The sequence below is a fragment of the Dyadobacter fermentans DSM 18053 genome (genome assembly GCF_000023125.1).
Lineage (GTDB): Bacteria > Bacteroidota > Bacteroidia > Cytophagales > Spirosomataceae > Dyadobacter > Dyadobacter fermentans.
The window spans coordinates 4,360,846-4,384,083 of the sequence record NC_013037.1 but is presented as its reverse complement, the minus strand read 5'-3'; the positions used below and the strand labels follow the sequence as shown (position 1 = coordinate 4,384,083).

At 53.0% G+C, this 23,238-nt stretch carries 23 protein-coding genes; 1 reads left to right on the top strand and 22 read right to left on the bottom strand.

Annotated elements, in window-relative coordinates; translation table 11 throughout:
• Positions 1-11: 11 nt before the first annotated feature.
• The 21 genes from DFER_RS17805 to DFER_RS17705 all read right to left on the bottom strand — a co-directional run bounded on the left by DFER_RS17805 (position 12) and on the right by DFER_RS17705 (position 22,414).
• Positions 12-1,850: a type VI secretion system Vgr family protein gene (locus tag DFER_RS17805; protein WP_015813040.1), complete on the bottom strand. Its 1,839-nt coding sequence runs from the start codon at positions 1,848-1,850 to the stop codon at positions 12-14.
• Positions 1,851-2,351 (bottom strand): type VI secretion system tube protein TssD, encoded by a 501-nt coding sequence (gene tssD / locus DFER_RS17800; RefSeq protein ID WP_015813039.1) that lies wholly within the window; start codon positions 2,349-2,351, stop codon positions 1,851-1,853.
• A 3-nt stretch (positions 2,352-2,354) separates the two neighbouring features.
• Positions 2,355-2,762 (bottom strand): type VI secretion system tube protein TssD, encoded by a 408-nt coding sequence (gene tssD, locus DFER_RS17795; protein ID WP_015813038.1) that lies wholly within the window; start codon positions 2,760-2,762, stop codon positions 2,355-2,357.
• Positions 2,763-2,873: 111 nt separating this feature from the next.
• Complete coding sequence (locus tag DFER_RS17790; RefSeq protein WP_015813037.1) at positions 2,874-4,241, bottom strand: DUF5458 family protein; 1,368 nt, start codon at positions 4,239-4,241, stop codon at positions 2,874-2,876.
• A gap of 217 nt (positions 4,242-4,458) precedes the next feature.
• Positions 4,459-4,908, bottom strand: coding sequence for a hypothetical protein (locus tag DFER_RS17785; RefSeq protein ID WP_015813036.1), 450 nt, complete (start codon positions 4,906-4,908; stop codon positions 4,459-4,461).
• Positions 4,909-4,940: 32 nt separating this feature from the next.
• Positions 4,941-5,240, bottom strand: coding sequence for a PAAR domain-containing contractile injection system baseplate protein (locus DFER_RS17780; RefSeq protein ID WP_041735255.1), 300 nt, complete (start codon positions 5,238-5,240; stop codon positions 4,941-4,943).
• Between the two features lie 70 nt (positions 5,241-5,310).
• Complete coding sequence (locus DFER_RS17775; RefSeq protein ID WP_229206034.1) at positions 5,311-6,321, bottom strand: hypothetical protein; 1,011 nt, start codon at positions 6,319-6,321, stop codon at positions 5,311-5,313.
• Between the two features lie 16 nt (positions 6,322-6,337).
• Entirely contained in the window at positions 6,338-7,438 is a 1,101-nt protein-coding gene (locus DFER_RS17770) for an OmpA family protein (protein ID WP_015813033.1), read from the bottom strand.
• Positions 7,435-8,550: a hypothetical protein gene (locus tag DFER_RS17765; protein WP_015813032.1), complete on the bottom strand. Its 1,116-nt coding sequence runs from the start codon at positions 8,548-8,550 to the stop codon at positions 7,435-7,437. The genes DFER_RS17770 and DFER_RS17765 overlap by 4 nt, the downstream gene beginning before the upstream one ends.
• Before the next feature lie 4 nt (positions 8,551-8,554).
• Positions 8,555-9,379 carry a hypothetical protein gene (locus tag DFER_RS17760; RefSeq protein WP_015813031.1) on the bottom strand — a complete coding sequence of 275 codons (825 nt, stop codon included), beginning with the start codon at positions 9,377-9,379 and terminating at the stop codon, positions 8,555-8,557.
• A 45-nt stretch (positions 9,380-9,424) separates the two neighbouring features.
• The gene (locus tag DFER_RS17755; RefSeq protein WP_015813030.1) at positions 9,425-10,573 is read right to left on the bottom strand and encodes a fibronectin type III domain-containing protein; all 1,149 of its coding nucleotides are present in this window, start codon (positions 10,571-10,573) and stop codon (positions 9,425-9,427) included.
• A gap of 43 nt (positions 10,574-10,616) precedes the next feature.
• Positions 10,617-11,456: a hypothetical protein gene (locus tag DFER_RS17750; RefSeq protein WP_015813029.1), complete on the bottom strand. Its 840-nt coding sequence runs from the start codon at positions 11,454-11,456 to the stop codon at positions 10,617-10,619.
• A 43-nt stretch (positions 11,457-11,499) separates the two neighbouring features.
• Positions 11,500-11,967 (bottom strand): hypothetical protein, encoded by a 468-nt coding sequence (locus DFER_RS29280; RefSeq protein ID WP_015813028.1) that lies wholly within the window; start codon positions 11,965-11,967, stop codon positions 11,500-11,502.
• A 42-nt stretch (positions 11,968-12,009) separates the two neighbouring features.
• Entirely contained in the window at positions 12,010-14,484 is a 2,475-nt protein-coding gene (locus DFER_RS17740; protein WP_015813027.1) for an ATP-dependent Clp protease ATP-binding subunit, read from the bottom strand.
• A 35-nt stretch (positions 14,485-14,519) separates the two neighbouring features.
• Entirely contained in the window at positions 14,520-15,467 is a 948-nt protein-coding gene (locus DFER_RS17735) for a hypothetical protein (RefSeq protein ID WP_015813026.1), read from the bottom strand.
• A gap of 3 nt (positions 15,468-15,470) precedes the next feature.
• Positions 15,471-16,634 (bottom strand): hypothetical protein, encoded by a 1,164-nt coding sequence (locus tag DFER_RS17730; RefSeq protein ID WP_015813025.1) that lies wholly within the window; start codon positions 16,632-16,634, stop codon positions 15,471-15,473.
• A 21-nt stretch (positions 16,635-16,655) separates the two neighbouring features.
• Positions 16,656-16,838, bottom strand: coding sequence for a response regulator transcription factor (locus DFER_RS17725; RefSeq protein WP_041735254.1), 183 nt, complete (start codon positions 16,836-16,838; stop codon positions 16,656-16,658).
• A gap of 147 nt (positions 16,839-16,985) precedes the next feature.
• Complete coding sequence (locus tag DFER_RS17720; RefSeq protein ID WP_015813024.1) at positions 16,986-17,636, bottom strand: response regulator transcription factor; 651 nt, start codon at positions 17,634-17,636, stop codon at positions 16,986-16,988.
• Between the two features lie 235 nt (positions 17,637-17,871).
• Entirely contained in the window at positions 17,872-18,990 is a 1,119-nt protein-coding gene (locus DFER_RS17715; RefSeq protein WP_015813023.1) for a DmpA family aminopeptidase, read from the bottom strand.
• A 90-nt stretch (positions 18,991-19,080) separates the two neighbouring features.
• Positions 19,081-20,013 (bottom strand): DUF4249 domain-containing protein, encoded by a 933-nt coding sequence (locus tag DFER_RS17710; RefSeq protein ID WP_015813022.1) that lies wholly within the window; start codon positions 20,011-20,013, stop codon positions 19,081-19,083.
• Between the two features lie 37 nt (positions 20,014-20,050).
• Positions 20,051-22,414, bottom strand: a complete 2,364-nt coding sequence (locus DFER_RS17705) for a TonB-dependent receptor (protein WP_015813021.1) — start codon at positions 22,412-22,414, stop codon at positions 20,051-20,053.
• A gap of 138 nt (positions 22,415-22,552) precedes the next feature.
• Here DFER_RS17705 and DFER_RS30175 point away from each other — a divergent pair, with 138 nt between their 5' ends.
• Positions 22,553-22,708 (top strand): hypothetical protein, encoded by a 156-nt coding sequence (locus tag DFER_RS30175; RefSeq protein WP_187293391.1) that lies wholly within the window; start codon positions 22,553-22,555, stop codon positions 22,706-22,708.
• Here DFER_RS30175 and folK read toward each other — a convergent pair.
• A complete protein-coding gene (gene folK / locus DFER_RS17700) occupies positions 22,705-23,196 on the bottom strand; it encodes a 2-amino-4-hydroxy-6-hydroxymethyldihydropteridine diphosphokinase (protein WP_015813020.1) in 492 nt (163 codons plus the stop codon). The genes DFER_RS30175 and folK overlap by 4 nt on opposite strands.
• Between the last annotated feature and the right edge of the window lie 42 nt (positions 23,197-23,238).

Below are 23,238 nucleotides of genomic sequence, written 5' to 3'. Positions count from 1 at the left end.
GGATATATTGACTAATTGAGCGTAATGAGCGAGCCCTGGATGACCGTTGTGCCGCCGCTTTTCAGTTCGGCAAGCGCGTCGCCTTCCAGCGTGAGCTGCGCCCCTTTCATTTTTGCGGATGCGGTGCCCTCGGTTTCCAGCTCGGTCCCTGCCTTGATTTTCGTCTCGGTACCGCTCTCTGTTTGAATGCTTTGATCGGCCTTCATGGAAATTTCACCAGCATGTAAGTCGAATTTCCCGCCCGCGCTTACCGTGATGTCCTCGGTCGCCTCAATATTTATTTGTTTGGATTTGACCTCGAAAAGCCCGTTTTCGACGTGAATCCTGATCTTGCCGTCGTCCTTGAATGCGAATACCAGAAATGTGTCCGTTTTGTTCCGGTTGCTGATCTGGATTTTGGCATCACCGTCTTCATCGATGAACAGCACCATGTTTCCCGACCGCGTGGCGATCACTTTGAAATCGTTGTTTTCGGGCGAGTAGCTGATCTCTTCTTCGGGTTTGGGATAAAGGCAAGTCATCACGAACGGATTTTCGGCCAGGTTACCCTCGTAGCCAACCATCACCATGGCACCTACCTCGGGCACGAAGTTGACGCCGCGGCCCGCTGCATTGTGCATCGTCCCCACCCGCATCCAGATCGACTCCTGGTCCTGCTGCCGGGCCTGGCTCCAAAAGAACTTCACGCGCACGCGCCCGAGGCTTGCACTATCGTCGTTGGCGATCACCTCCGCCTGTTCCGTCTCGCCGAGCGGGTTTCGCACGAATGGATTATTAGGCGGATGCTGCGCCGACTCGGGAACTGCATTGAATGTGTTGCGGTAGCTGCCGGCCGTGTTCACCTCGTGGCGGATATGCACGACCCGGTATTTGCCGAAATTCTCCTGGTATTCCTCTCCACGCTCATTCAGCCGGCGGCCTTTCACGGCCAGCACCGTTCCCACGCTCATGGTCGGAGTTTCGCCAGAGCCTTTGAAGTCGACCATCGAGGTTACCCGCGCCGAGCGCTCCATTTTGGTAAGTTCGTCGATTTCGCCCTGCCCGCTTACGATTTCGGGCGACGGCAGGAGGGAGGTTTGTGCAAAAAGGCTGTCGGACTGCTCCAATGCAAACTCGCTGAGCGAGGTAAGGCCGTCCACATGCTGCTGCGACGATTGCCCTGTAAATGCCTGCGGAACGGTGTAGTTGTATCCTTCAAAACTGAATGCAGCCGGTTGCAGTTTTAATGCGACGTCGAAGTTTTGCAAACCATCCACCAGAAAATCGACTTCCTCCGAACCGCTGTTTCCCAGCACCAGCTCACGGCCATTGTAGTAAAACCACTCGCAGCAACGGTCGGCGACGCGGCAGAGGAACTTGTAATTGCTTTCGTTGTATTGGGTAAATGGCACCTGCCTGCTCCCATTTTCCGGGCTGAGCTGTTTTCGGAGTAAATTCTGCGGGTAGGGTTGTAGCACTGCATTGAAAATATCCTGGACCGTCCCGCGCAGGAACGACCGCCGCTGAATGGAATCTTCGAGAACGATAGTCGGGCTAAATCCTTTCAATACAAATGCGCTGCTCATGTCGCTCAGGCTACGCAGCCGGATTTCGGTTACAATGCCTTGAAATACAAAATCGAAAGAATCGGAGCCGAGGCGCGGACTGAACGAAAAAGTGATTTTCTTGCCCATTACCGCCCGGTGCGAGCGGTTGAAAAAATGCTCACCTTCGTTTTCCAGCTGGTCGAACGGGACCAGTAGCTCGAACCAGTGGTGAGCAAACAAATCCTGCTCGATCACCAGCCCAAGGTGCCGCGTAATCTCGATCCCGCCTTCGATTTCAATGCTCGTATTAACCTGTCGTGCCATTTAACTGCTTATTTCAACCTGTCCGATTTTGACTTTCTGCGGCAAAATCACCAGCTCGTAAACCAATGCGAGGCTGCTGTCGCGCAGGAAATAATGTTTGCCGCGATGCTGCGGCAGGTAACCTTTCGTATCCGGCACATGCGCGAGTTGGTGTCCGCGGATCGTCGACCGCTTCGCCCGAAACGCCTCGCGGAAACCGACGCAATAGGCCTCTTCAAACTCCATTTTGCGCAGGATCTGCGAGTCGTTGTCGTATTTGAACTCTACCTGTCCGCTCAGTTTCCGGTCATTTTTGAATGCCCAGTCGTAGAGCAATGCGAAATCGTCGTTCTGCGTGGGAGTGATCGTCATCCGGATGAGCCGGACCTTCGGAGAATCCGTCGGACTACCGCGCTCGTCGGCGTTGCGGTTGCAGCCGTATGCGATCTTTCGGACGGTAAATGCCTTCCCGTCGAGCGTCAAATGCGCCTCCACGCCAATGGTAGCGTCCTGCTCAGCCATATGCTAGAAGTTTTCGAGTTTGGCTTCGTTGATTTCCACATTCCCGGCCGTTACGGTAATGCAGGTGATAAAATTCTGTAACCGGTTGGTAAGCGCCTTGTCGAGGTCATCGGTGCCGTCGTCAAACATTTCTACAAACTCAATGCAGACGGCGTCTTTGAAACTGAGCGTTTTAAACGCACCTGTTTCTCCAAACTGCTCCACGGTCAGGTCGTATTTCTGTGAAGGCTTGTTGGCCCATTCAATCAAAAAGTCGTCGAGGACCATTTCCAGCTCCATATACAGGTGCGCCCATTGGATAGGCGACGTAATAGACATCGCATCATCCACCGTCTGGTGCAGCTCAAATTCCATGAACATGACGCTGTACTCGTGGTCGTTGTCGATTTTTAGGGTGGTGCTGAAGGGCATCGGTAGTCTTTAATGAGTGAATGGGTCAATGAGTGAATGAGTGAATAGGTGAGGCATTGAATGGGATGAGTAACGATTCACTCATTCACTCATTCGCAAATTCACTCATTACTACTGCTGCGCATACTCCGCCGCCCAGGCTGCCGCGTCCAGATCGTCTCCTTTCTGGCCGGTGAGGGCGATCATGAAGTTTTTGGCTGGGAAATAGGGTACCATGTGGATGTCGAGATACACTTTGTCTTTCTGGTTTTTGTCCTGCTCAAAACGCATCACACTGAATTTTTCGATCAGTTTGCCCGGGCCGGTTACGCTGTCGAGAAACTTGATGATCTGTTTTTTCAGGTCGTTTTTGGTGTTGTAGTCGAAGTTTTCGAACGCGCGTCGGTTCAGGAAATCGATAAGCACCTTCGTGATGTAATCGAAAACGCGGACTACTGAGTAGGTTTGCAAGCCGACATTATCGCCATTGAACAGCGTTTTGGCAGAGAAAGCCATAACCTTGCTGTATTCATTCACCATCGGGATCAGCCCCATTTTTTCCAGATCGGCGATTTCCGATTTTTTGAGCGGGAAGCGTACGCCATCCACTTCGCTCAGCGTGCCGTGTTTCTTACCCGCCGCCACCTGCGACATCAGGGTTTTGTAAACATTGCCGGCCAGGGCAGTCGATGGGGGAATGTAGAGATCGTCCTCTTCGCCCAGGTCGTCGTGTTTCGCACGGCCTACGAGCCAGTTGCAGGTCATCATCACATTCGATAAATGCGCCGAGCCGCCGGTCAGGTTAGCGGATTCGAAGAGTTCCATCACGTCCTCCGGCGCATCCAAATGCATGAAGTCGGTAAGCAGCATTACCTTGTTTTTATGGGCCATTTTCGCCCATTTATCCACTACTTTTCCCGAACCGAGATAGCCGGGTACATTCAGGATCGAATAATTTTCCCGCAAATCGAGGCGGTCGTATTTCGAAGCCAGCTCTTCGCCCACGGCGTCGATGAACGTGGTCACATCCAGGTCCTGCAACTGGTCCGGCGCGGCATTCAGGAAAGTGACGTTTTTAACCTTATCCTGCTCTGTATTTTTGAAAAACATCGCCACCGAGCGGTACGATTGTTCCAGCGGACGGACCTGCTCTACGGCCTTGCCCAAGTTTTCTTTCAGCAGTTCAAATGCCGAATCCGCCTGTTTCTGGCCGGCTTCGATCATATCCGGCACACTTTCGGCGCTGCTCAGCAGTTCCGACCATAATTCCAGCCGCTTTTTCAGTTGCTGGCGCTCTTTCTTTTTGTCGGCCTCGGTGAGGAATATCTTCTTGCGTGCCTTTTTTTCGGGATTAATGTTCGCCGCACCCTCGATAATCGTCTCTACGAGGTCGAAACTGCCATATTTGGCCAGCTGCGGCAAGCCGGTTTCCAACGGAACCGCTACGCGTTCGCGAAGCGCCGGGGTGGCTTCCTGGGATGTTTTTGTATTGTCTGCCATGTGAAATTTTGAATGATTGAATGATTGAATGATTGAATGAGTGAATGGTTGAATTTCGAATGAGTGAATGAGTGAATGAGTGAATGAGTGAATAGATTAGGGGTTGAATGGCGTTTTGTATATGAATCGCTGACTTCAACCGGAGGTATTCGGTCATTCAATCATTCGATCATTCAAAATTCACTCATTGACTCATTGACTCATTCACTCATTATGATCACCCCGCCTCCTCCAACTCGTTAATAAGCGTCTGGAACACGCCCAGGAGGGCGGCTTTAGCTTCGGGTTTTTCTAATGCGGCTTTGAGGATTTTGTTCACTTTGAGATGCCTCACTACCTGTTGGTAGGCTTCGTTGCGGGCGTCGAGGTCTTGGAGGAATGCGCTTTGCGCGATGATCCCTTTTTTGCCAAAATCACCCAGGTTTCTGAACCGCAGGTTTTCATTAATAAAGCTGCCGTCGGAAGTGATGAATTCGACCTCGGCCTCGGGCTGGTAATGCGCGAAAACTTCTTCGGTGGTTTTGAGATCGTAAACCATTTCGGGCCGCGGCGACGGGTCGCCGGTGAGCTGCGTGGCGAACAGGGTGCGGTTTTGGGGAATATCAGCAATCCCTTCACTGGACTGGTCAATCTTGCGTTCGTTACCGCCTATTCCGTAGTTGAACATAGTTGTATGAGATTAAGTAATTACTGTTGTTACTAGCCGATCAAAACTGTGGGGCAGCCTACTACAATGCTCCCGCCGTGCGCGGTGGGGTCGCCCAGGCGTGCTGCGGGCTTGCCGCCGATCATGACGGACGTGGAGCCCATTACAATGGAGTCGGGTGGGCCCGTACAGGTGCACATGTCGCCTGCGCAAGCGGCCGGCTGCCCGCCTATGAGCACAGTGGGGGTGCCTGGGGGCAGCACGGGTCCGCCTACATGGGGCACCGGGGGTGTTCCGGGAGTAGCCATCGGGCATACGTGCATATCGCCTACTCTTGCTGCGGGTTGAGGCATAATGTTCGTGTTTTGGCGGTCGATCGCGGGCGGTCGGCCAGGTGAATGTTATGTTTTGAATGCATTTGCGTTACTGCGAAAGCTGTTTGGCGCGTTTGAAATCGAACAGCGACGTGAGCGAGACGCCGATCCCGACGGCCGCGGCGCCTACCGAGACGTAAATGCCCGGTTTCGCGTAGCTCATCAGCCCCTCAGGATTGTCGATCCGGCTTTTGTAATCCTTATAATCCTTGTTGAGCATGCTGTAAGTCACCGCGCCGAATGCGAGGGCCGCCACGCCGGCACCCAGTTTGATCGCGCCCCATTTACGGGCATTCGCGGCGGCCTGGGCATTGGGCTTATTGAGTTCTTTAAAAACCCTTTCACCTTCCTTCGCATCCTCGGGTTTCGCTACCGGCGGGCGGTCGGATGCCTTGCTTACTACCGGTTCTTTTTTGCGTTGCAGCGAATCGTAGGTCGCCGAAGGTTTAGGCGTAACCGGCACCGACTTCGCACTTTCGGCAGAATTGAATGCGACGCGCGTCAGGAATACGATCCAGTCGTTGCCGGATTTATCGGCCCGCAACTCGGCCACGCGGGTAATGGGCTGGTATGGCGTGTTATCCTTATTGCTTTTTCCTTTGAAATGCTGGGTGTAAAAGACTTTCACAAATGGGTATTTGTCCACTTTCACGTCCGACACCACGAGGTTGGTAAACTCAATGGTGTTGGTTTCCGATTTGACATAAAAAAGGTCAAAATTGCTCAGGTACTTTTCGATGGGCGTGTCCAGGCCGGGTGCGCTGGCCTTGTGTTTCGGGTCCACATCGTCTTCCACGATCACACCGTCGTTGATAAAGATCTGATCATTGCTCGGCATGTAGCTGTTCATCATCAGGTAGCGGCGTTCGTAGTTGCTGAGGTCTTCGTTGGCGATCGCATTGAGCAGATCGTTCAACCCTTTCACCTTTTCGCGGGCAAGCACGCGGATCTCGTCGGCGTCCCGGCGCGTCAGTGCCTGCGCGCCTGCCTGCCATGCGATTGCCATTGCGCCCCACGTCAGCAGGGCGATCCGCCATTTGAAGCTGGTCCAGTTTTTCATTCCCATTATCATGTTTTCAATTGCTTTTTGAGTCTAAATCGATGATCTGCACTTCCACGCGGCGGTTCATCCGCCTGTTTTCCTCGCTGTCGTTGGGTCTTACCGGAAACCTGCTGCCCACGCCCACCGCCGCGATCACGCCCTCGGGCACGCCTTTGCCGATGAGGTACCGCGAGATCACCCGCACACGGTATTCCGAAAGTGTCAGGTTCAGGCTCGGGTTGCCCACGTTGTCGGTGTGGCCGGTAATGCGGAGGCCTTTGTTCTTGTTTTCCAGAATGTACATAGCCACCGAGTCGAGGTAGGTGCGCGACTGCATAGGCAACTTGTAATCGCTTCTTGGAAAATAAAGGGTCTTATCGGAGGCCGAAATGCCTTTCAGCGCCGGTGATTCCACATTTGCCACAGCCGCAACCGGTCTGGCGATCGGTCGGCCTTTGATATTGATCGTCCGTTGAAGACTTAGTTTGATGATGTAAGTCCGCGGCTCTTCGTCCGTTTTGTCAAGGATCAGGTTGCCGTTGTAGCCCTGGTAACCAGCCGATTTGACTTCAATAGCCACAATATCCTTTTCCGTAAAAACAATTTCTGCCCGTGGCCGGTCGGTGGTAAGCGCGAAGCAGTCTTTCTTTTGTTTTTGGGTATAATAAAGACAAATGTCCGCCGGAAGCCGCTCGTCCGACAATGCATCCCGCACCTCAATGCGCCGTACAATGGAAACCGCTTTCAGCGAATCCTTCAATTCAAAATGCTTTTGTTCGGATTGTGCGTAGGGCTCGTCGCTGGTTTGTTTGCCCAGTGGCATCATGGCTAATGAGATGGAAAACGTGCCTTCGGCCTTGCCGTCGATATTTACGGGGATGTGCTGCGTCTGAAACTGCGGGCACTCCACCAGTAATTCCGTAATATGGCAGGGCATTTCCACTTTGAATGTGCCCAGGCTGTCGGATTTGCCGAGCCGCAGCTTGCCCTGGTCCGTTTTGGCCGAGAGGCTGGCTATGAGCGGGGTTTCTCCCGAAATATCGGTGATTTTGCCAGCCAGGAAGCCGCATTGTGCATACAGCGGCGAGGCGGCTGCCTGAAACAGGAGCAGGAGGATGTATAACCTGGTTTTCATTGTCCTTCATTGGTTTCAATCCCTATGTTTCCCAATAAAACTTCCCAGTTCACCGTATCCTTGCCGTCGATGGTTTTCTGATACGATTCGAGTTTCACGCGGATATTTTTTCTGGTAATATCCCCGTAGGCGACTTTTCCGTTGGCCGCATAGCCTTCAAAAACCTGCTGTCCGGCGATCGTCCCGTAGTAATTGCCGTCGGCTTCCTGTTTCAGTTCGCTTATATATTTCACCTCGTTCCAGGTAATGTTGATTTTGGAATAAGGCAATAGTTTCAGCCGGTTGAGGTATTCTTTTACGGGATATTTTTTCACACCTTTTGCCGAACTCACGGCCACTGTTGCCTGCGGTTCGAACAGGCTAAGTGCTTGTTGCACAGCTTTGTTTTTTTCTTCCGATTTCAGGCTTTTATCGCCGATAATGCGCAGGTAGGAGGTGAATTCATCTACCCGGCGGATGCCCTTGGCGCTATATTCCTTGTATTCGGAGTCGGTTAGCACCGGTTTGGCGGGTTCTTTGGGAGGCACATTTTGTTGGACAACGGGCTGGGCTGGCACTTTGTCCTGTTGTTTCCTCACAATTTCGCGTTCCTTCTTCTCGATTTCTTTGTGTGCCAATGCCAGCAGCGGGGCCACATCCACCACATCCCTCAAAATCTCGTGGCGTCCGTCGCGGTAGATGACCGTCGCAACCTCCTCCTTGTTAATTGACGCCGCATTGCCTTCGACCGTCAGATAGTTGATCACGTCGTCGCTTTCATAGGAAATGTTGCCTGTAATGACCGTCAGCGGCACACTCTTGATGATAATGTCCTGGCTCACGTTCCGCGGCGGCGCTTTGTAAAATGCCTCTATCTGCGACTGGGCCTTGTTGGGACTTTCATTGAGCTCCGATATGACCATAAACTGGCCGCTGGCACCGAACACGACGAGGAAACGCTTCCGGTGATACACCCGCGGAATGCCGTCCGAAGCGATCCATTCAAGCTTGCTGTCCATTGCGCGACTGAGTTTTGCCTGCACCGGGTTGCCGTTGTCGAGCCATATCCGGTCCTGGGCGAGTGCCTGGACGGCGAGCAGCATCATCAATAAGGTAAAACAGTTCTTCATCATTCCGCTAGTTTTCGTAAGTGATGAGGCTCATCGTGATCTCACTGGACGATACGCCCTCGATCCGCCATTTTCCAAGCCTGCCTTCGCCGGTTTTGAATGCGATGACGGTGTTGATCGTCTGCGCGTTGAACAGGTACGATATGGCGGTATTGTTGTATCCGGTAACGCGGACAAGATCCAGGTAAGTGAGTTTATCGTAGTCCGCCACGCCGAGGTTGATAAATTGAACACTGCCCGTAGTGTTGATTTCCAGCACAGTTCCTCTACCGGTGATGGAGTAGGAATTGATCGTCACATCCGTTTTCGGGTCACCGGCCGTCACTGCATTGCCTGCGTCGAAGTCGTACCACAGCGAGCCGGTTTTAGCCACTTTTACCGAGTTTTGGGTAATGACCGCCGGGGGCAAAAGTGTGGTTTTTACGTCCAGTACATCACTGTAAGCCATTCCGCCACCTTCATTGCGGGCATACAGGGCCACATAGTAGCGTGTGTCGGAAGCAAGGCCGGTTATTTTCTGGTTTTGAATTGAAACCGGCACCTGCGCGGGAGTGTCGCCCAGTTTGATCGCTTTGTCTTTCTGAATGTCGAGCGACGGTCCGGCTCCGTACACCAGGCCATATTCGACGATCGTGCCGCTTTTTTTCTCCTGCCTGTCGTTCTTGCTGTCCGGATTCCTGATCGTGCCGGTCACGGTGATCTCATTGCGTTTGATATCCACAACTTCCAGCGTCGAAAATGCCGGCGGAAGCGGGTCTACGGCCGTAAAAAGACTGCACGACTGCAATATGATAGCCAATAGCCAGGCCAGGATGAACAGCGACTTTTTCATGAGGTTTTCCCTTAGTTGAATTGCCTTACGGTTATGTGTATACGCTTATTGCTTATCGTAGGTTTGAATGGTCACTTCCATATCCCCACCACCTGCCGTGCCGGGTGTGCGGTCCTCCCCGTGCGCATCGATCAACATCTTGCCGTACCTGCCCTGGTTCGTGACGAATGCGATTACCGTTCCGTTTTCAAGCTGATTGGCTTTGGCGTCGGTATAGCTGCCGTTGATGAAGTTGGCGGAAAGGTTAGATCGCGCTATGTCGGTATATTTGAGCTGATCGAAATTCACCTTACCTAAAACCGCGAACTTTGCTCCGTTCTTCGGATAAATGCCTGGCTTATCGTTGTAGGGATACCAATTGCAGTCCTCAGAACCCGTTTGCGACACCAGCTCTCCCAAATCCAGATCATAAGGATTGGAATAATACATGATGAATGATTTTTTTGGGGTAAAAACCGACGGCTCGCCCAGGGTAAATGCCGTTGTGGCATCGCTGTAAATGATCCCGCCCAGCGTGACGGCAAATGCACGAGCAAAGTAGGTCGTGCCGGGAGATAGCCCGCCGACATTGGCCGTGAAGCTGCCTTTTGCCGCTTTCCCACTGACCGCAACCCGGCTGTCTTTGGTCGTAGGCTCGTTGTTGACGGACGAGTAACAAACCCCGAAAGAGGATATTTCCGCATTTCCCAACGACAGTATATTGACCACGATATCGGCGGACGCCTTGGAGGTTGTCGTAATCTTGCCTACCGATAGTTCTGCAAACACATAATCATCCGTTTTGAATGTCGCCACCGGCCCGTAACCTACGCCACCACCCTCATTGCGGGCATAAGTGCGTACATAATAGGTCGTCAGCACGGTGAGGCGGCTGATATCCCTTACAAATTCGAACGGGGCAGGAGGATTGTCTTCACCTACCTTGATCACCATTCCGGCTTCAAGGGTTGGCTGATTTTGAGTAGCCCAAACAAATCCATATTCAAGGATTTTGCCGCTTTTCTTTTCCTGACGGTCGTTTTTAGGGGCTATCTGATCGATTTTCCCCCGCACCGTCGCGCCCGACGTCCACACCTGCTCCACACTCACCTCCGAAGCCGCCGGTGTGAGCGGGTCTACCGGAGCAAATATATTGCACGCTTGCAGAAGCAGGGCGAGGCCCGTGATGAAGCGTAAATGAGTTAACTTTTGCATGGTTGTAGTCGCTGTTTTTCAGCGTATTGAATCTATATAATGTTTAGGAAGCGGCTGTGGCGGATGGGCGCCAGTCGTTATCCCAATATTCGATCAATTGCGGGCTCGCCACTCTTCCGCGGAAGGTAACGGTGCTGTCGTAATGCGTCTGCGGGATGAGGTGGTTACGGAGCCGCCTGATCCACGGTTGTGCGTGGCGCGGCGTAAGCAGGCCGCCCATGCCCATCTGATTTTCACGCTCCGACAATGTCACGCCGTAATGGCGATCGCTGTTGCCCTCGCCGTTAACGTGGGCCAGCCCGAGCGTGTGGCCGAACTCGTGGTTAATGGTCGTTTGCAAAAACGATATATTATGCGTTTCCGAACCGATCCGCGTAGGGCGGTCGTTCCATTGCGGTTCGAGGTCGGCCTGGGTGAATATGCCGCTGCGGTTAGCTTCGTCAACGAATGACCTGAAATTGGTTTCCGCCGGATGGATGATCCGGAATGTCTGATGCGCCTGCGAGGCCGAATCGACGAGCTGGATGGACAATCCGCATTGAATAGTGGCGGAATTACGCGTCGAGTTGGCGCGGGGAACGTGCCAGTCTTTGTTCGGATCGAGGATGAACTTATCGGACCAATGCCTTTGAACCACCGTCACAAACCGGTTTTTGTATTCGTCCCACTCCCGATCACCCCACCGTTCGAGGGTAAAACGGCCGTAGGTGTCATGCAAAATGCCATTACCGGTCGCGTACGTATCGCCCATGAAAAACCTCGTGGTCGGCTCCACACGCGCCAGATGCACTTTGAATTGCAGGATCAGCCCAAATGTCGTATCGTCGATCGGGACAAGGCATGAATCCCATCGCCTCGCATTTCTGAACAGATGAATGTGCATAATGTCTCAATTTTTTGGATAGATAACTACTCGCCGGGCATCGTCAGGTTGTCGGCCTTGCCTGCGGACGGTAAAACCACATTTGCCCGGATACCGTCACGCTTCCGCCGCTCATGGCGCCTGTGCGGAGGTACAGGCGGTTTTGCTGCACGTTCCGGCTGTCGTTTACATTGCATTCGTATACTTCTACGGTTCCCGAGGTGTCGACTGACAACACGATCGCCGTGTGATGCGGCCGGGATTCTGTCCGCCAGGAGCCATCCGAGCTATCGAACCGAAATGTGTAATTTCGGAACTGGATGATGTCTCCCGCTTCGAGATTGGCCGAGGTGATGGCCGTGCCCCAAACGTAATTGTCATTCAGGCCTACATTGCCCATGATCTCGGTGGACGTCCGGGCACCCGCGCTTTGAAGGGCGCGTTCCGCAAGCGTCCAGCATTCTCCGTCACCAACCTGGCTGCCCATGTTGGTTTGCGCAAACTGCGCGACTGCATTTCCTAGTGCACTCATTGTAGATGTAGGAAGGTGTGGATAGTTATTTCAAAATGGGTGTTATTCCAATATTCCTTCGGCCTGATGGACATTCCAGACCACCTCGCCGCTTTCCCCGGTACTGATTTCGATGACCGATCCCTTGCCCGCTTCGCCCGAGATGATCATCCGGCTTACCGGTCGGCGGAGCAGGTTACGGATGACGCCTTTCAACGGCCTGACGCCATACCGGGGCGTGAAACCTTGCATTGCAATGCTCTTTCGCGCTTCCGGCGTAAGTTTCAGGCTGATACCCTGTTTGTCGAGCAGGTCTGTGAGGCTGCGCACATGGATATCGAATATTTTAACCACATTCTCCTCAGAAATCGGGGCGAACGGGACGATTTCGGTGAGCCGCGCAAGAAATTCCGGCCGGAAATAGCCAGCCATAATCTCCATCAGGTCGGACGACTGCGGCACGCCGCCTTTATTGAACTCGCGGATAATGTGCTCTTGTCCGATGTTTGACGTAAAAAGAATCACCGCGTTGGAAAAATCGCCCTCTTTGCCGAGCCGGTCATGGAGCTTACCTTCGTCGAGAATTTGGAGAAAAAGGTCGAACACGGATGGGTGCGCCTTTTCAATTTCATCAAACAGAACCACCGAATAAGGCTTCTGGCGGATTTTGTTTACCAGCAAGCCGCCTTCTTCGTAGCCGACATAACCCGGAGGGGCGCCGTAGAGTAATGCCGCCGAATGCTCTTCCTTAAACTCCGACATATCGAAACGGATGAGGAACGATTCGTCGTTGAACAGAAAATCGGCTAGCGCTTTCGCAATTTCGGTTTTACCGGTCCCGGTCGGGCCAAGCAAGAAGAACGAACCGATCGGCTGTCCGGCTTTAATCAGCCCCGAGCGCGATTCCAGAATGGCTTCACTCAAAGCTTTCACCGCCTGATCTTGCCCTACCACTCGTTTTTTCAAAACCTCATTAATGCCCAGCAGCCTGTCACGTTCGGAACTCTGGAGTTTACCGAGCGGGATTCCGGTTTTGTGGGATATAATGGCGGCCACGTCGTTTTTGCCGATGGTATCCGAACGCCGTGTGGCGAGTTCGCGTAATGCCGACAACTTGGAAGTCAGCTGGTTGTGTATTCCCTCAGATGTTTCGAGGTCGGTTGCTTCGTTTTCGTTCAATTGTCCGGTGAGCAGCGGACTTAGCCTGTTTGGCAACTGGCGGGCGAACCATTTCAATTCGTGCAGCCTTTCTGCGTCGTCGATGGCCATTAATGTGTCCAGGTCGGTCTGTAACACGCCGATCTCGGTTTCCGACACTTCGCCCATCAGACGCATGGCGGCCATGGTGCGATCGAGCAGGTCGAGTGCCACATCGGGCAGGCGGCGGTCTTTTATATATCTTTTGGCGAGTTTCACGGCTTCGGCGGCTGTTCCGACGGAGACTTTCAGGCCGTGGTGCGCTTCGTAAACCGGCAGCATATGCTCGATCATCCGGGTGGCGGTAAGCTCGTCAGGTTCTTCCACGTGCAGGATTTCGAACCGGCGTGAGAATGCTTCGTCTTTTTCGATATACTTCCGGTATTCCTCGGGCGTGGTGGCTCCTATCAGCGTAAGTTCGCCCCGCGCGAGCTCCGGTTTCAGCAACTGGGCAACCCCGGCACCAATCGAACCCTTCGGATCAAGCAACATGTGGATTTCGTCGATGAACAGAATGGCTTTGTCAAACCCCTTCATCTCATTTAAAATACCTTTCAATCGCTCTTCGATTTCGCCTTTGTACGCCGCTCCGGCTACGAGCGCGCCGGTGTCGAGTTCGAGCAGCCGGGCATTTTGGAGTAGCTGCGGCACTTTCTTTTCAGCAATCAGTTTGGCAAAACCTTCCACTAATGCCGACTTGCCCACACCCGGTTCGCCGGTCAGTATGACGTTGGGTTTGCTGCGCCGGCCCAGGATTTCGGCCATTTGTCGGATTTCCCGGTCGCGGCCGATGATATCGTCGGTTTTACCGCTGGCTGCGCGTTGCGTTTTGTCGGAGGTGTATTTTTCCAGGAAACCCGCGGCTACCGGTGCCGTCGGAGTTGTTGACTGATGATTAGTGGCTTGGATTGCATTGTCTCCGCTCATCGGAGCCTGGTGAAGGCCGAGTACTTCTTTTTGGGTAATAGGAAGGGATTTCAACTGGTCGGAAGAGAATCCCACTCCGGGTTTGAGTAAAGCGGCAAATGTGCAAAGCGGATCGGTATCGATATTGAGCTGTAATGCAATGAGTTCGGCCAGTTCCAATGCTGCCGATGCCAGATTGTCGGCTGGCGGCACCTCGGGTACCTTCATCGACTTAGGGCTTTCTTCGAGCCGGACTTCCGCCCAATCGCGCAGGTACGGGACGTCTTTGCCAGCCATAACCAGCTCGGAGGCCAGGCCCACGTCGTTGTGCAAGAGGCCCATGAGCAAGTGTGCGGGGCCAAACCGCTCCTGCCGGTATTCACGCGCAAGCGACTGCGCGACCGTAATCGCATATCTGAGTGCTTCGGTTTGCATGGAATGGATATAGTAGGATGGATTGGAATGTTTTTTCAGGGCTGGTTCTTTTGTAATGCCAATAGCCGCTCTGTCGCTTTGGTTTTCATTTCCTTGTTGGCCGTCGAGACCTGTAAGCCGTCAAATATCTGCTTCGCCTGATCGTAATACACTTTGCGGTCGTTTTTCCGCAGGTTTCCCTGGGTTAGCAGCTGATAATATCCTTCCGCTTCGGAGTACCTGAGCCATTCGCGATAGGTAACCGCGGTGCCGCTTCTGGCTGCTAGGCATTCATCCAGTTGCCGCTGAATAGCCGCTATATCTCCCCCGCCCGATTTTGAACTCCTGCAATTATCAAGATCGCGTTGCAGGGAGGCAACTTTTGCTTGCAGCTCCTTGTCAGGGCCGCCGCCACCACCACCACCTCCTCCGCCGCCGCCACCACTTGCGGCTGCGGTGAGTAGCTGCCGTTCCATGCCTTTGATTTCCAGGTCCTTCATGTTGATCTGGTTCCGGAGGTCGTTCACCATTTGCATGTCGATCCCCTTGCTGTCCAGTGTGCGCCGGAGCTCACCAATGGTCTGCCGGTAGGTTACCAAAGCTTCGGTGAGTTTGGCAATGCCGGTCGATAACCGTTTGTTCTGTTCGTGCTCCGCGCCTGCTGCCAGGTTGTTGAAATGGCTCATGATGCTGTTGATCCGGCTTTCAATATCCACCAGCTGCGTGCGCGCCGTGGCTTTGGCCATTTCGTCGGTGGCGCTGCTGTACAGCCCGTCGAGCTGGATGAGCCGGCGGGAGATCTGGCTGAGTGTGTCGGTGTCGACCAGCATCGGGTCTTGTTCTTCTACAATCTCGCGGTAACGGCGGGTTTCCGAGGCCGCCACCGCGTCGGGCACGCGCATGAGCAGGTACACGGCTGCGAGCGGGAATGTGAGCGAGAGCACGTACATACCCACAAACCTTCCAATGGCCGTTTTTCGCTGGTTTTTGTTCAGAGGTTCCATAGGTTACAAAGGGCTCCACCTCGATTTGGCCTTTTCGGGCTGCACAGGAGGCTCGTGTACAGGACTTTCGACGATAAAAACTTGCTGTCCTTTCCGTTTGCCGATGAATTCAAGCTGGCTTAGTTTCAGGAAAAGGGCCGTCCACATGGTATAAAAGCCATCGATGATCCGCAGGCAGGGCAGAATGTCGTTGTGATTGTATGCCACCTGCACCACGCCCAGCAGCTGCTTTTCAATGCTCCCCGGCGACTCGTCGGCCCATTCGGCCAGATAGGCCAGTAATTCTTCCTTTTCCCGGTCGGTAAGGCATTCCAGCGAGGTGCGGACGGCCTGGGCGGTCTGGATCATGGAGGTCACCATCTGCACCGGCGGTTCCCAGGGGGCCAGCCGCTGGAAGCTGATATTGACCATCGTCATTGTGCCCACCAGCCGCTCTACCATCATTTGCACGCTGTCGGATAATGTGCTTTTCTGGCTCTTCAACTTGATCTTTTGCAAGATCCGGAACGAATACATTTCAATGTCGTTCAGATAGCCGCTCCACCGGCTGTGCCATTCGCGCAGGTTTTTGTGGCTGCGCACGGCGCGGCTTGCCGGTACGAAATCGTGCAGTACGCGGATCTCGCCATTATTATATGCGAGCTTACCGACGATCAGGGCCGGACCGCCCCATTGTTCTATATTGATTAGCTCCGACGGCACCAGGCTCACGCGGTAAAGCGGGAGCGTGTACGGATGCCGCACGGGCATTTCCGATTCGGCGGGCGTTCCGGCGGGCTGTCTTTCGAACATCCCAATGCTGATGACCAGGTATATTTCAATGTTCTGGGTCATCGGGAGCCGGTATTGTTCTAATATGCCGGCCAGCGATGTGTCGAGTTTCAGGTCGTCGTTTTCTTCGATGTCCAGCAGGCTGCCGTCAGGCGTAATGGCCTGGCAGCGGTTCACTTTCACCCGGATCTGGTTTCCGGCATCGCCTAACACCTGCACTTCCAGGGGATCAATGCCGTCTTTCGGAAGCAGCAGGCCGTAGCTCATCGGGGAGAGCAATGCGGCCCCGGCGCGCCGGACCTGATCGAGGTGGTAGTGGTCGGTTTCCAGGAAATGTTGCCGCGAGATTTTCATCCCGTCGACCCAGTTGACGGCCATGCGACGGATATCTGCCATACCAATTTGCAATTATGAGTATTACATTTTCATGGCTGCCTTCACCAGCCCTATCACCGTGCGTACCCCGAACTTCCTGAACAGGCTCCTGCGATAGGCTTCCACCGTTGAAATGCTCACTTGCAGCCTTTCGGCGATCTCTTTGGAGCTCATTTCGTCCATAATCAGATCCAGGATTTCCTTTTCGCGCTTTGTCAGTTCCATAATTAAAACACTTAGACAAAGTTGTTGCGGCGCGGGCGCTATTTCAATCGGCGTATACCCTGAATTTTCCTGGATTTTACCCTGATTTTATTAAGGGTTTTGTGAAACGTTTTTAAGGGTTTACCACTATAAAAAACCGTTCGTTCATTAAACCACCCCCATTCGGACAGCAATTTTGGTAAGGCCTACGGAGTTTCTTACACCCAGTTTCTGAAAAAGATTACGGCGGTGGGTTTCGACTGTTTTGTCGCTGATACAAAGCTCGCTGGCAATTTTATTGGTAGAATACTCGCTCGCCACGAGCCGGAGGATTTCAATTTCTCTTTTACTCAAAAAATCACGTGTGGAAGGCGCCGGTTCCTGCATGTACTTGTCCATCGACGACTCGGCCAGTTTGAGCATTACTTCCTGTCCGTAATACACTTTCCCTTCCGAAACGGCCCGGATGGCACGTTCCCATTCATCGAGCTCGGCCTCGAAAACAATGTAGCCGCTCACGCCGGAGCGCACCACTTCGCGCACGGATTCGCCCGACGGGCTGGGTGCGAGCAGCAGGAATTTTAGTTTTGGATAGAGTTTCCGAACCTTTAATATCTGGTCGGCCGTCTTTTCGGCGTGGTGGGCAAATACAACTACAATGTCGATGTCCTTCAAGTAGGGTAACTGGGTGATTTGTTCAAGATTGTTACACTTACCAACCAGTTCAATGTAAGACCTTCTCCTCAACCATTCAGCAACCGCCTCGCACTCTAATGGGTGTGGGTGAACGAGGCACGCGTGTGTAATAGAATGTTCCATACTTTTCGGGGTTGACTACCAGAATTTACACATCAAAATTAATCCTAAGCGAAAGGCCCGGCAATACGGGAAAGTACAGGAAAAACAGGGTAAGATTACCTGGTTTCGTAGCAGGTTGAAAATAAGCGATTTTTGGCTAAAATCCTGAGTAGTTGGCAGCTTTGTATCAAAACTAAGTAATTCCCTTAGGGGTTTCCACTGACTATGTACAATATACGTAAAAGTATTTCTCAGGCTATTCCTTAATGCGTCCGTACTTACGCATGATCTCCATCACCTTGTCTTTGGGAAGCTCCTCTACCTTGTGTCCCTGAGTGCCCTCCGAAGTTTTGGCGATGAAAAGCGAATTGATAATGGCTTCCTCCGTAGCTTCCATTGCCGCCATGAAGAGTGGTGATACGTAGTCATTGTGCAGGTAAGCGGCGCTGAGCACCGGTTCCGAGGTTTCGTGCAAAACCTTGTTGGCGGTCGAGAATGCGATCACGTAGTCGCCGCTTCCATTGGCTGCAATGCCGCCGGTTTGCGCCATGCCCAGCATTACACGCTTGGCGAGCCGTTTCAGGTTGCGGGCGTCGAGCGGGGCGTCGGTGGCGAGGATCATCATGCACGAGCCGTCCGACGATTTGTCGAGCGATTCCTTGAATGCATACTGGCCCAGTTCTTCGCCCACAGGCACGCCGTTTACTTTTAACACACCTCCAAAATTGGTTTGCACCAGAACGCCCACGGTGTATTTTCCAAGCTTTTCGGGCAGCTTGCGCGACGCTGTGCCGATGCCGCCTTTCCAGCCGAAACAAACCGTGCCGGTGCCTGCACCTACATTACCTTCCACCACGGGGCCGTTTTCTGCCTGAGCTAATGCGTTCAGCACATGGTCTTTCCGTACGTGGCGGCCGCGGATATCGTTCAGGAAGCCGTCGTTCGTTTCGCCGATTACCGGGTTCACCGATCGTACATTTTCATTCCCTTTCTGCGCCAGCGTCCAGTCAATCACCGCGTCGGCGGCGGTGGGGACGCTCAATGTATTAGTGAGCACAATGGGCGATTCGATGGTACCAAGTTCTTCAACCTGCGAGTAGCCCGTCATTTTGCCAAATCCATTCCCGATGTACATGGCCGCCTGCACCTTTTGCTGGAAAATATTGCCGTCGTGCGGGAGAATGGCCGTTACGCCTGTGCGCACGTCCGCGCCCTCCGTGAGGGTTACCTGGCCTACCTTCACACCCGCCACATCGGTGATCGCGTTCAATGCACCTGTGGGCAGCACGCCTATTTTAATACCGAGTTCGCGGGGACGTTTCTGGGCGGCGAGAGTAAGCGGAAGCAGGAGCAGGAGTGAGAGCAGGTTCTTCATAGGTTGGTTCGATTCAGGATGAAATATAACAAAAAATCCACTGGGAACCGGAGTCCGCCAGTGGATACATCTGCTGTTGAAGTGTAATTTTTAGTCGTTGTCCGGGCGCGCCTTTTCAGGATCGATCACGGTTTCCATCCGGCTCACGGCCGAAGTGCTGAAAAATCCGAGTGCTTTCGGGCCATTCGGGTCGGCGTTCACCACGTTCGAGCGAACGTTTGCGATTGGCGTGGCAAACAACCCGCCGTTGGAGGCCTGTTCGCTCACCTGTTTCAGGAATTCGAATGCTTCGTAGGTAATGCTGTGCAGTTCCACGCCTACCTCGGCACCTGCCGAATACAGCGAATCGGTGGTGATCGATTCGCGGAGCGGGAGGATGAATATCAGGCCGTCGGAAGGGGCGCCAGCGCCGAATGCGGCATCGTATGCAATGGAAATATTCACCGCTTTGTCCACCACCGCCTTGCCGCGGATCACCGGCTTGATCCAGTAAGTATCGCCGACGCCCTCGATGTCGCGGGCGTAGAACGATGCTACGAAGCCTTCACGCGGGCCCTTATCCGGCTCAAATGGCCATTTTTCGTGGCGGTATACCACCGAATCCACCGTCGGAACCCGTTTTAGTTCGGATTTGGAGGTGAATGTATCGGTGCCGTTCACGACTTTGAGCGAGTAGGTGCGGCCTACGCGCCCGAGTGTGTCGGCGGTGGTTTTGCCCCAGGTGTATTTGCCGTCGCCGTCGGCATCTTCGAACTTGTAAACCTTGCCCTGGTCGTCGGTAACGGTCACCTCGGCGCCGGTTACGGGTTTGGGCGGATTGTTATCGAAGTAAGCCTGCGACCATGTGAGCTTAATGGCCTGCTCGCCGGGCTGGTTGGTAAGCCAGGCATCAACCACAAGCTGGGATGGCCCCTCAGCCGTATCGAGATCGATCACGTCTTCACAGCTTGTGAGCGTCGTGAGCGCCAGCGCGAACAATGCGGGGAATTTGAGGTATTTAAATGTATTGAGCTTTTTCATCATTGCTATATTTCAGGCTTGATAGATTCCGGTGGTGGTGTCAGAATTTGAAGTTGTAGGTAATGGAAGGAATGAAGTTCCCGATCACAGAATAGCGCACAGCTTCCGTTTTGAGCGGGTTATCCTCGTTCACCCGCGTGTAAACCGAGAACGGGTTGCGGCGGTTGTAAACATTGTAAACCGAGAATACCCATTCTCCCTCGCCGACCTTGAATAATTTTCTCTTCGATTTCAAGGTTGCAGCCAAATCCAGACGGTGGTAGGCCGGTATGCGGCTATTATTGCGAAGTCCATTGTAATTATTGCCAATTTCAAAACCACCAGTGCTGTAACGGTTCGTCGGGAATGTGGCCGGCGTGCCGCTCTGAATGGTGAAGTTCGAAGACAATGAGAGGCGTTTAGTCAACTCGTAAATGGCAACTGCCGTGATGTTATGCGGTTTGTCGAAACGTGCAGGGAACCAGTCGTCGTTGTTGATGGATTCTACCAAACGTTCTGTTCTGGACAATGTGTAGCTCACCCAGCCGGTGAGGCGGCCTTTGTTTTTCTTCAGATAAAACTCCGCTCCGTAAGCACGGCCTTTGCCGAATAGCAGGTCGCCGGGCACATATTCGTTCAAAAGCAGGTCCGAAGCGGGCACGTAGTCGATCTGGTTGTATAGTTTTTTGTAGTACAATTCAACAGATGCCTCGTAAGTGTTATCCTGGAAGTTCTGGAACCAGCCTATTGCAACCTGATCGGCCTTTTCCGGTTTGATATTGACTCCACTCAACGTCCACACATCCAGCGGCGAGCTTGCGGCGGTGTTCGAGAGCAAGTGCAGGTATTGCGAAGTGCGGTTGTAGCTGGCTTTGATAGACGCGTTGCTGGTGATCCCGATATTCAATGCCGCCCGTGGTTCGAGGTTACCGTAGCTCTTGATCACATCGCCGCGTTTGTACTCCGTGCCGGGGAAAACCGGTTCTTTCCGGATGCCTTTGCCTTTGTCGGCATATTCGTACTCGGTGGCCGGGCCGAGGCTGCGGAAGTAGGAGTAGCGCACACCGTATTGCAATGAAATGCGGTCGCCGAATTTCAGCTCATTGCCTACATACAATGCGGATTCATCGGCATAGCGCGGTTCGAGGCTGATGTCCTGCATATCGCCTTCCGAAACGAAGGTCGCTTTGCCAGGGCGCGTGTCATAATATATGTACTGGCCGCCGAACGTGAGTTGGTTGTTAGGCGTGATATAGAATGTAAAATCCGGCTTGATGCTCGTGCTGATGATCTTGGATTTCCAGTCGAACCGATCCTTGGCATCAGGCTTGTTCTGGTTCTGGCCGAGGTTATAGTCGTAGTTGCTGTAATAACCGGTCAGGTTCATGAAAAGCTTGTTGGAGAAAATGTGGTTCCACCGCGCGGTAGCCGTTGCATTACCCCATCCGAAGCCGAAATCGCCGCCGCCGAACACGTCTTTTCCAAAATAACCCGACGCATAGAATGTATCCTTGTTACCCAATTGATAATTCACCTTCGCCGTCAGATCATAGAAATAGAATTTCGAATCTTTCAAATCCGAGTTCAGAAATGGCTTGGCCAGTACGTCAATGTACGAACGACGGCCAGCCACGATGAACGACCCTTTTCCCTTAGCAAAAGGCTGCTCGTATGTCAAACGTGAGAAAATGGAGCCGATACCGCCATTGATTTCGCGTTTTTTGGCATTACCTTCTTTCATCCGAACGTCGAGGATGGATGAAATCCGGCCGCCATATTGCGCTGGAATACCACCTTTAATCAGTTTCACGTCCTTCACGGCATCCGGGTTGAATACCGAAAAGAAGCCGAACAAGTGAGAAGAGTTGTAAACCGGCGCTTCATCGAGCAGTACCAGGTTTTGCGAAACATCCCCGCCGCGCACGTTGAAACCCGAAGCACCTTCGCCCACGGCCGTGACACCGGGAAGCAGCTGAATGCTGCGGATCAGGTCAACCTCGCCGAGCAATGCGGGCATTTTGCGGATGGTTTTCATTTCCACCTTGTTCACCGACATTTCGATGCTGCGGACGTTCTCATCCTCCTTTTGCGTAGAAATGGTGACTTCGGCGAGCTCGTTGCTTTCGTCGGTCATTTCGATGCTCACGGTTTTGTCGCCGTCGAGCACCACTTCGCGGGTCACTTTCTGGTAGCCGATGTAGGTGAATACCAGTGTGTACTTCCCGTCGGGCAATGTGAGCGAGTAAAAGCCATACGGATTGGTGACCACGCCGGTTTCGGCCTCACGCACATAAACGGAGACACCGATGAGCCCTTCCCCATTCTTATTGTCTTTCACGTAACCGCTCACCGAATGCCGGTTTTGTGCGAGGGCCGGCAGGCTAATCAAGGCTAATAGAAGGCAGTTGAGTATTCTGTTTTTCATGGACTTTTATGGTAGTTACTGCAAATTGGTTTATTCTGTTGCCGAAAAAAGGAAATGAGGCCGTTTTTTGAGGATGACGATCAAATTGAATTTTTCCTTTTCTCTCTGACAACTCAGTGTGCGTATACCCCCTGGTAAATGCTGAAAAATATTTCGACAGTTTTTTTAAGGCCTGACAAAGCACGTGTTAATCAGGTTAAAATGACAGTAAAAAATGATGAACTGGCAAAAAACCTTAATAAATGGCTCGGAGCCCGAAATGAAGCGGGTGAAATATCAATGGTATTTTTTTAAGATATTTTTGAAACAGCAGAGTCGTCGGGACATTGGTCGAGGAGCTGGGCGGAGGTTTTTTGCAAAAGCGGGTGAGTAAAGCGCGGCGCGATTTCAGCGAGCGGCGCAAGCACAAAACGGCGGTCCTGAATGCGCGGGTGCGGTACCGTAAGCCGGGCGCTGTCTATGACGGTGGTGCCGAAATAGAGCATATCGATATCGATCACCCGTGCGCCCCAGCGCTCGTAGCGCACGCGTCCGAGGTCATGTTCGATGTTGAGAATGATTCTGAGTAAGTCCTCAGGCAGGAGGGAAGTGGAGATTTCGAGGACCTGGTTCAGGAATGACGGCTGGTCGGTGATGCCCCACGGTTCGGTTTCATAAATGCCCGATTGCCCGGTGATGGTCCCCGCCTGCGCTGCAATGGCCTCGCGGGCGCTTGCGAGCACCTGCGGGCGATCGCCGAGGTTGGAGCCTAGCAGAAGAAAAACCTGGCCGGTTGCTGCCATTACGAAATCCTTTTTGGAGTGATAAACTCACGAAAAAAAGGA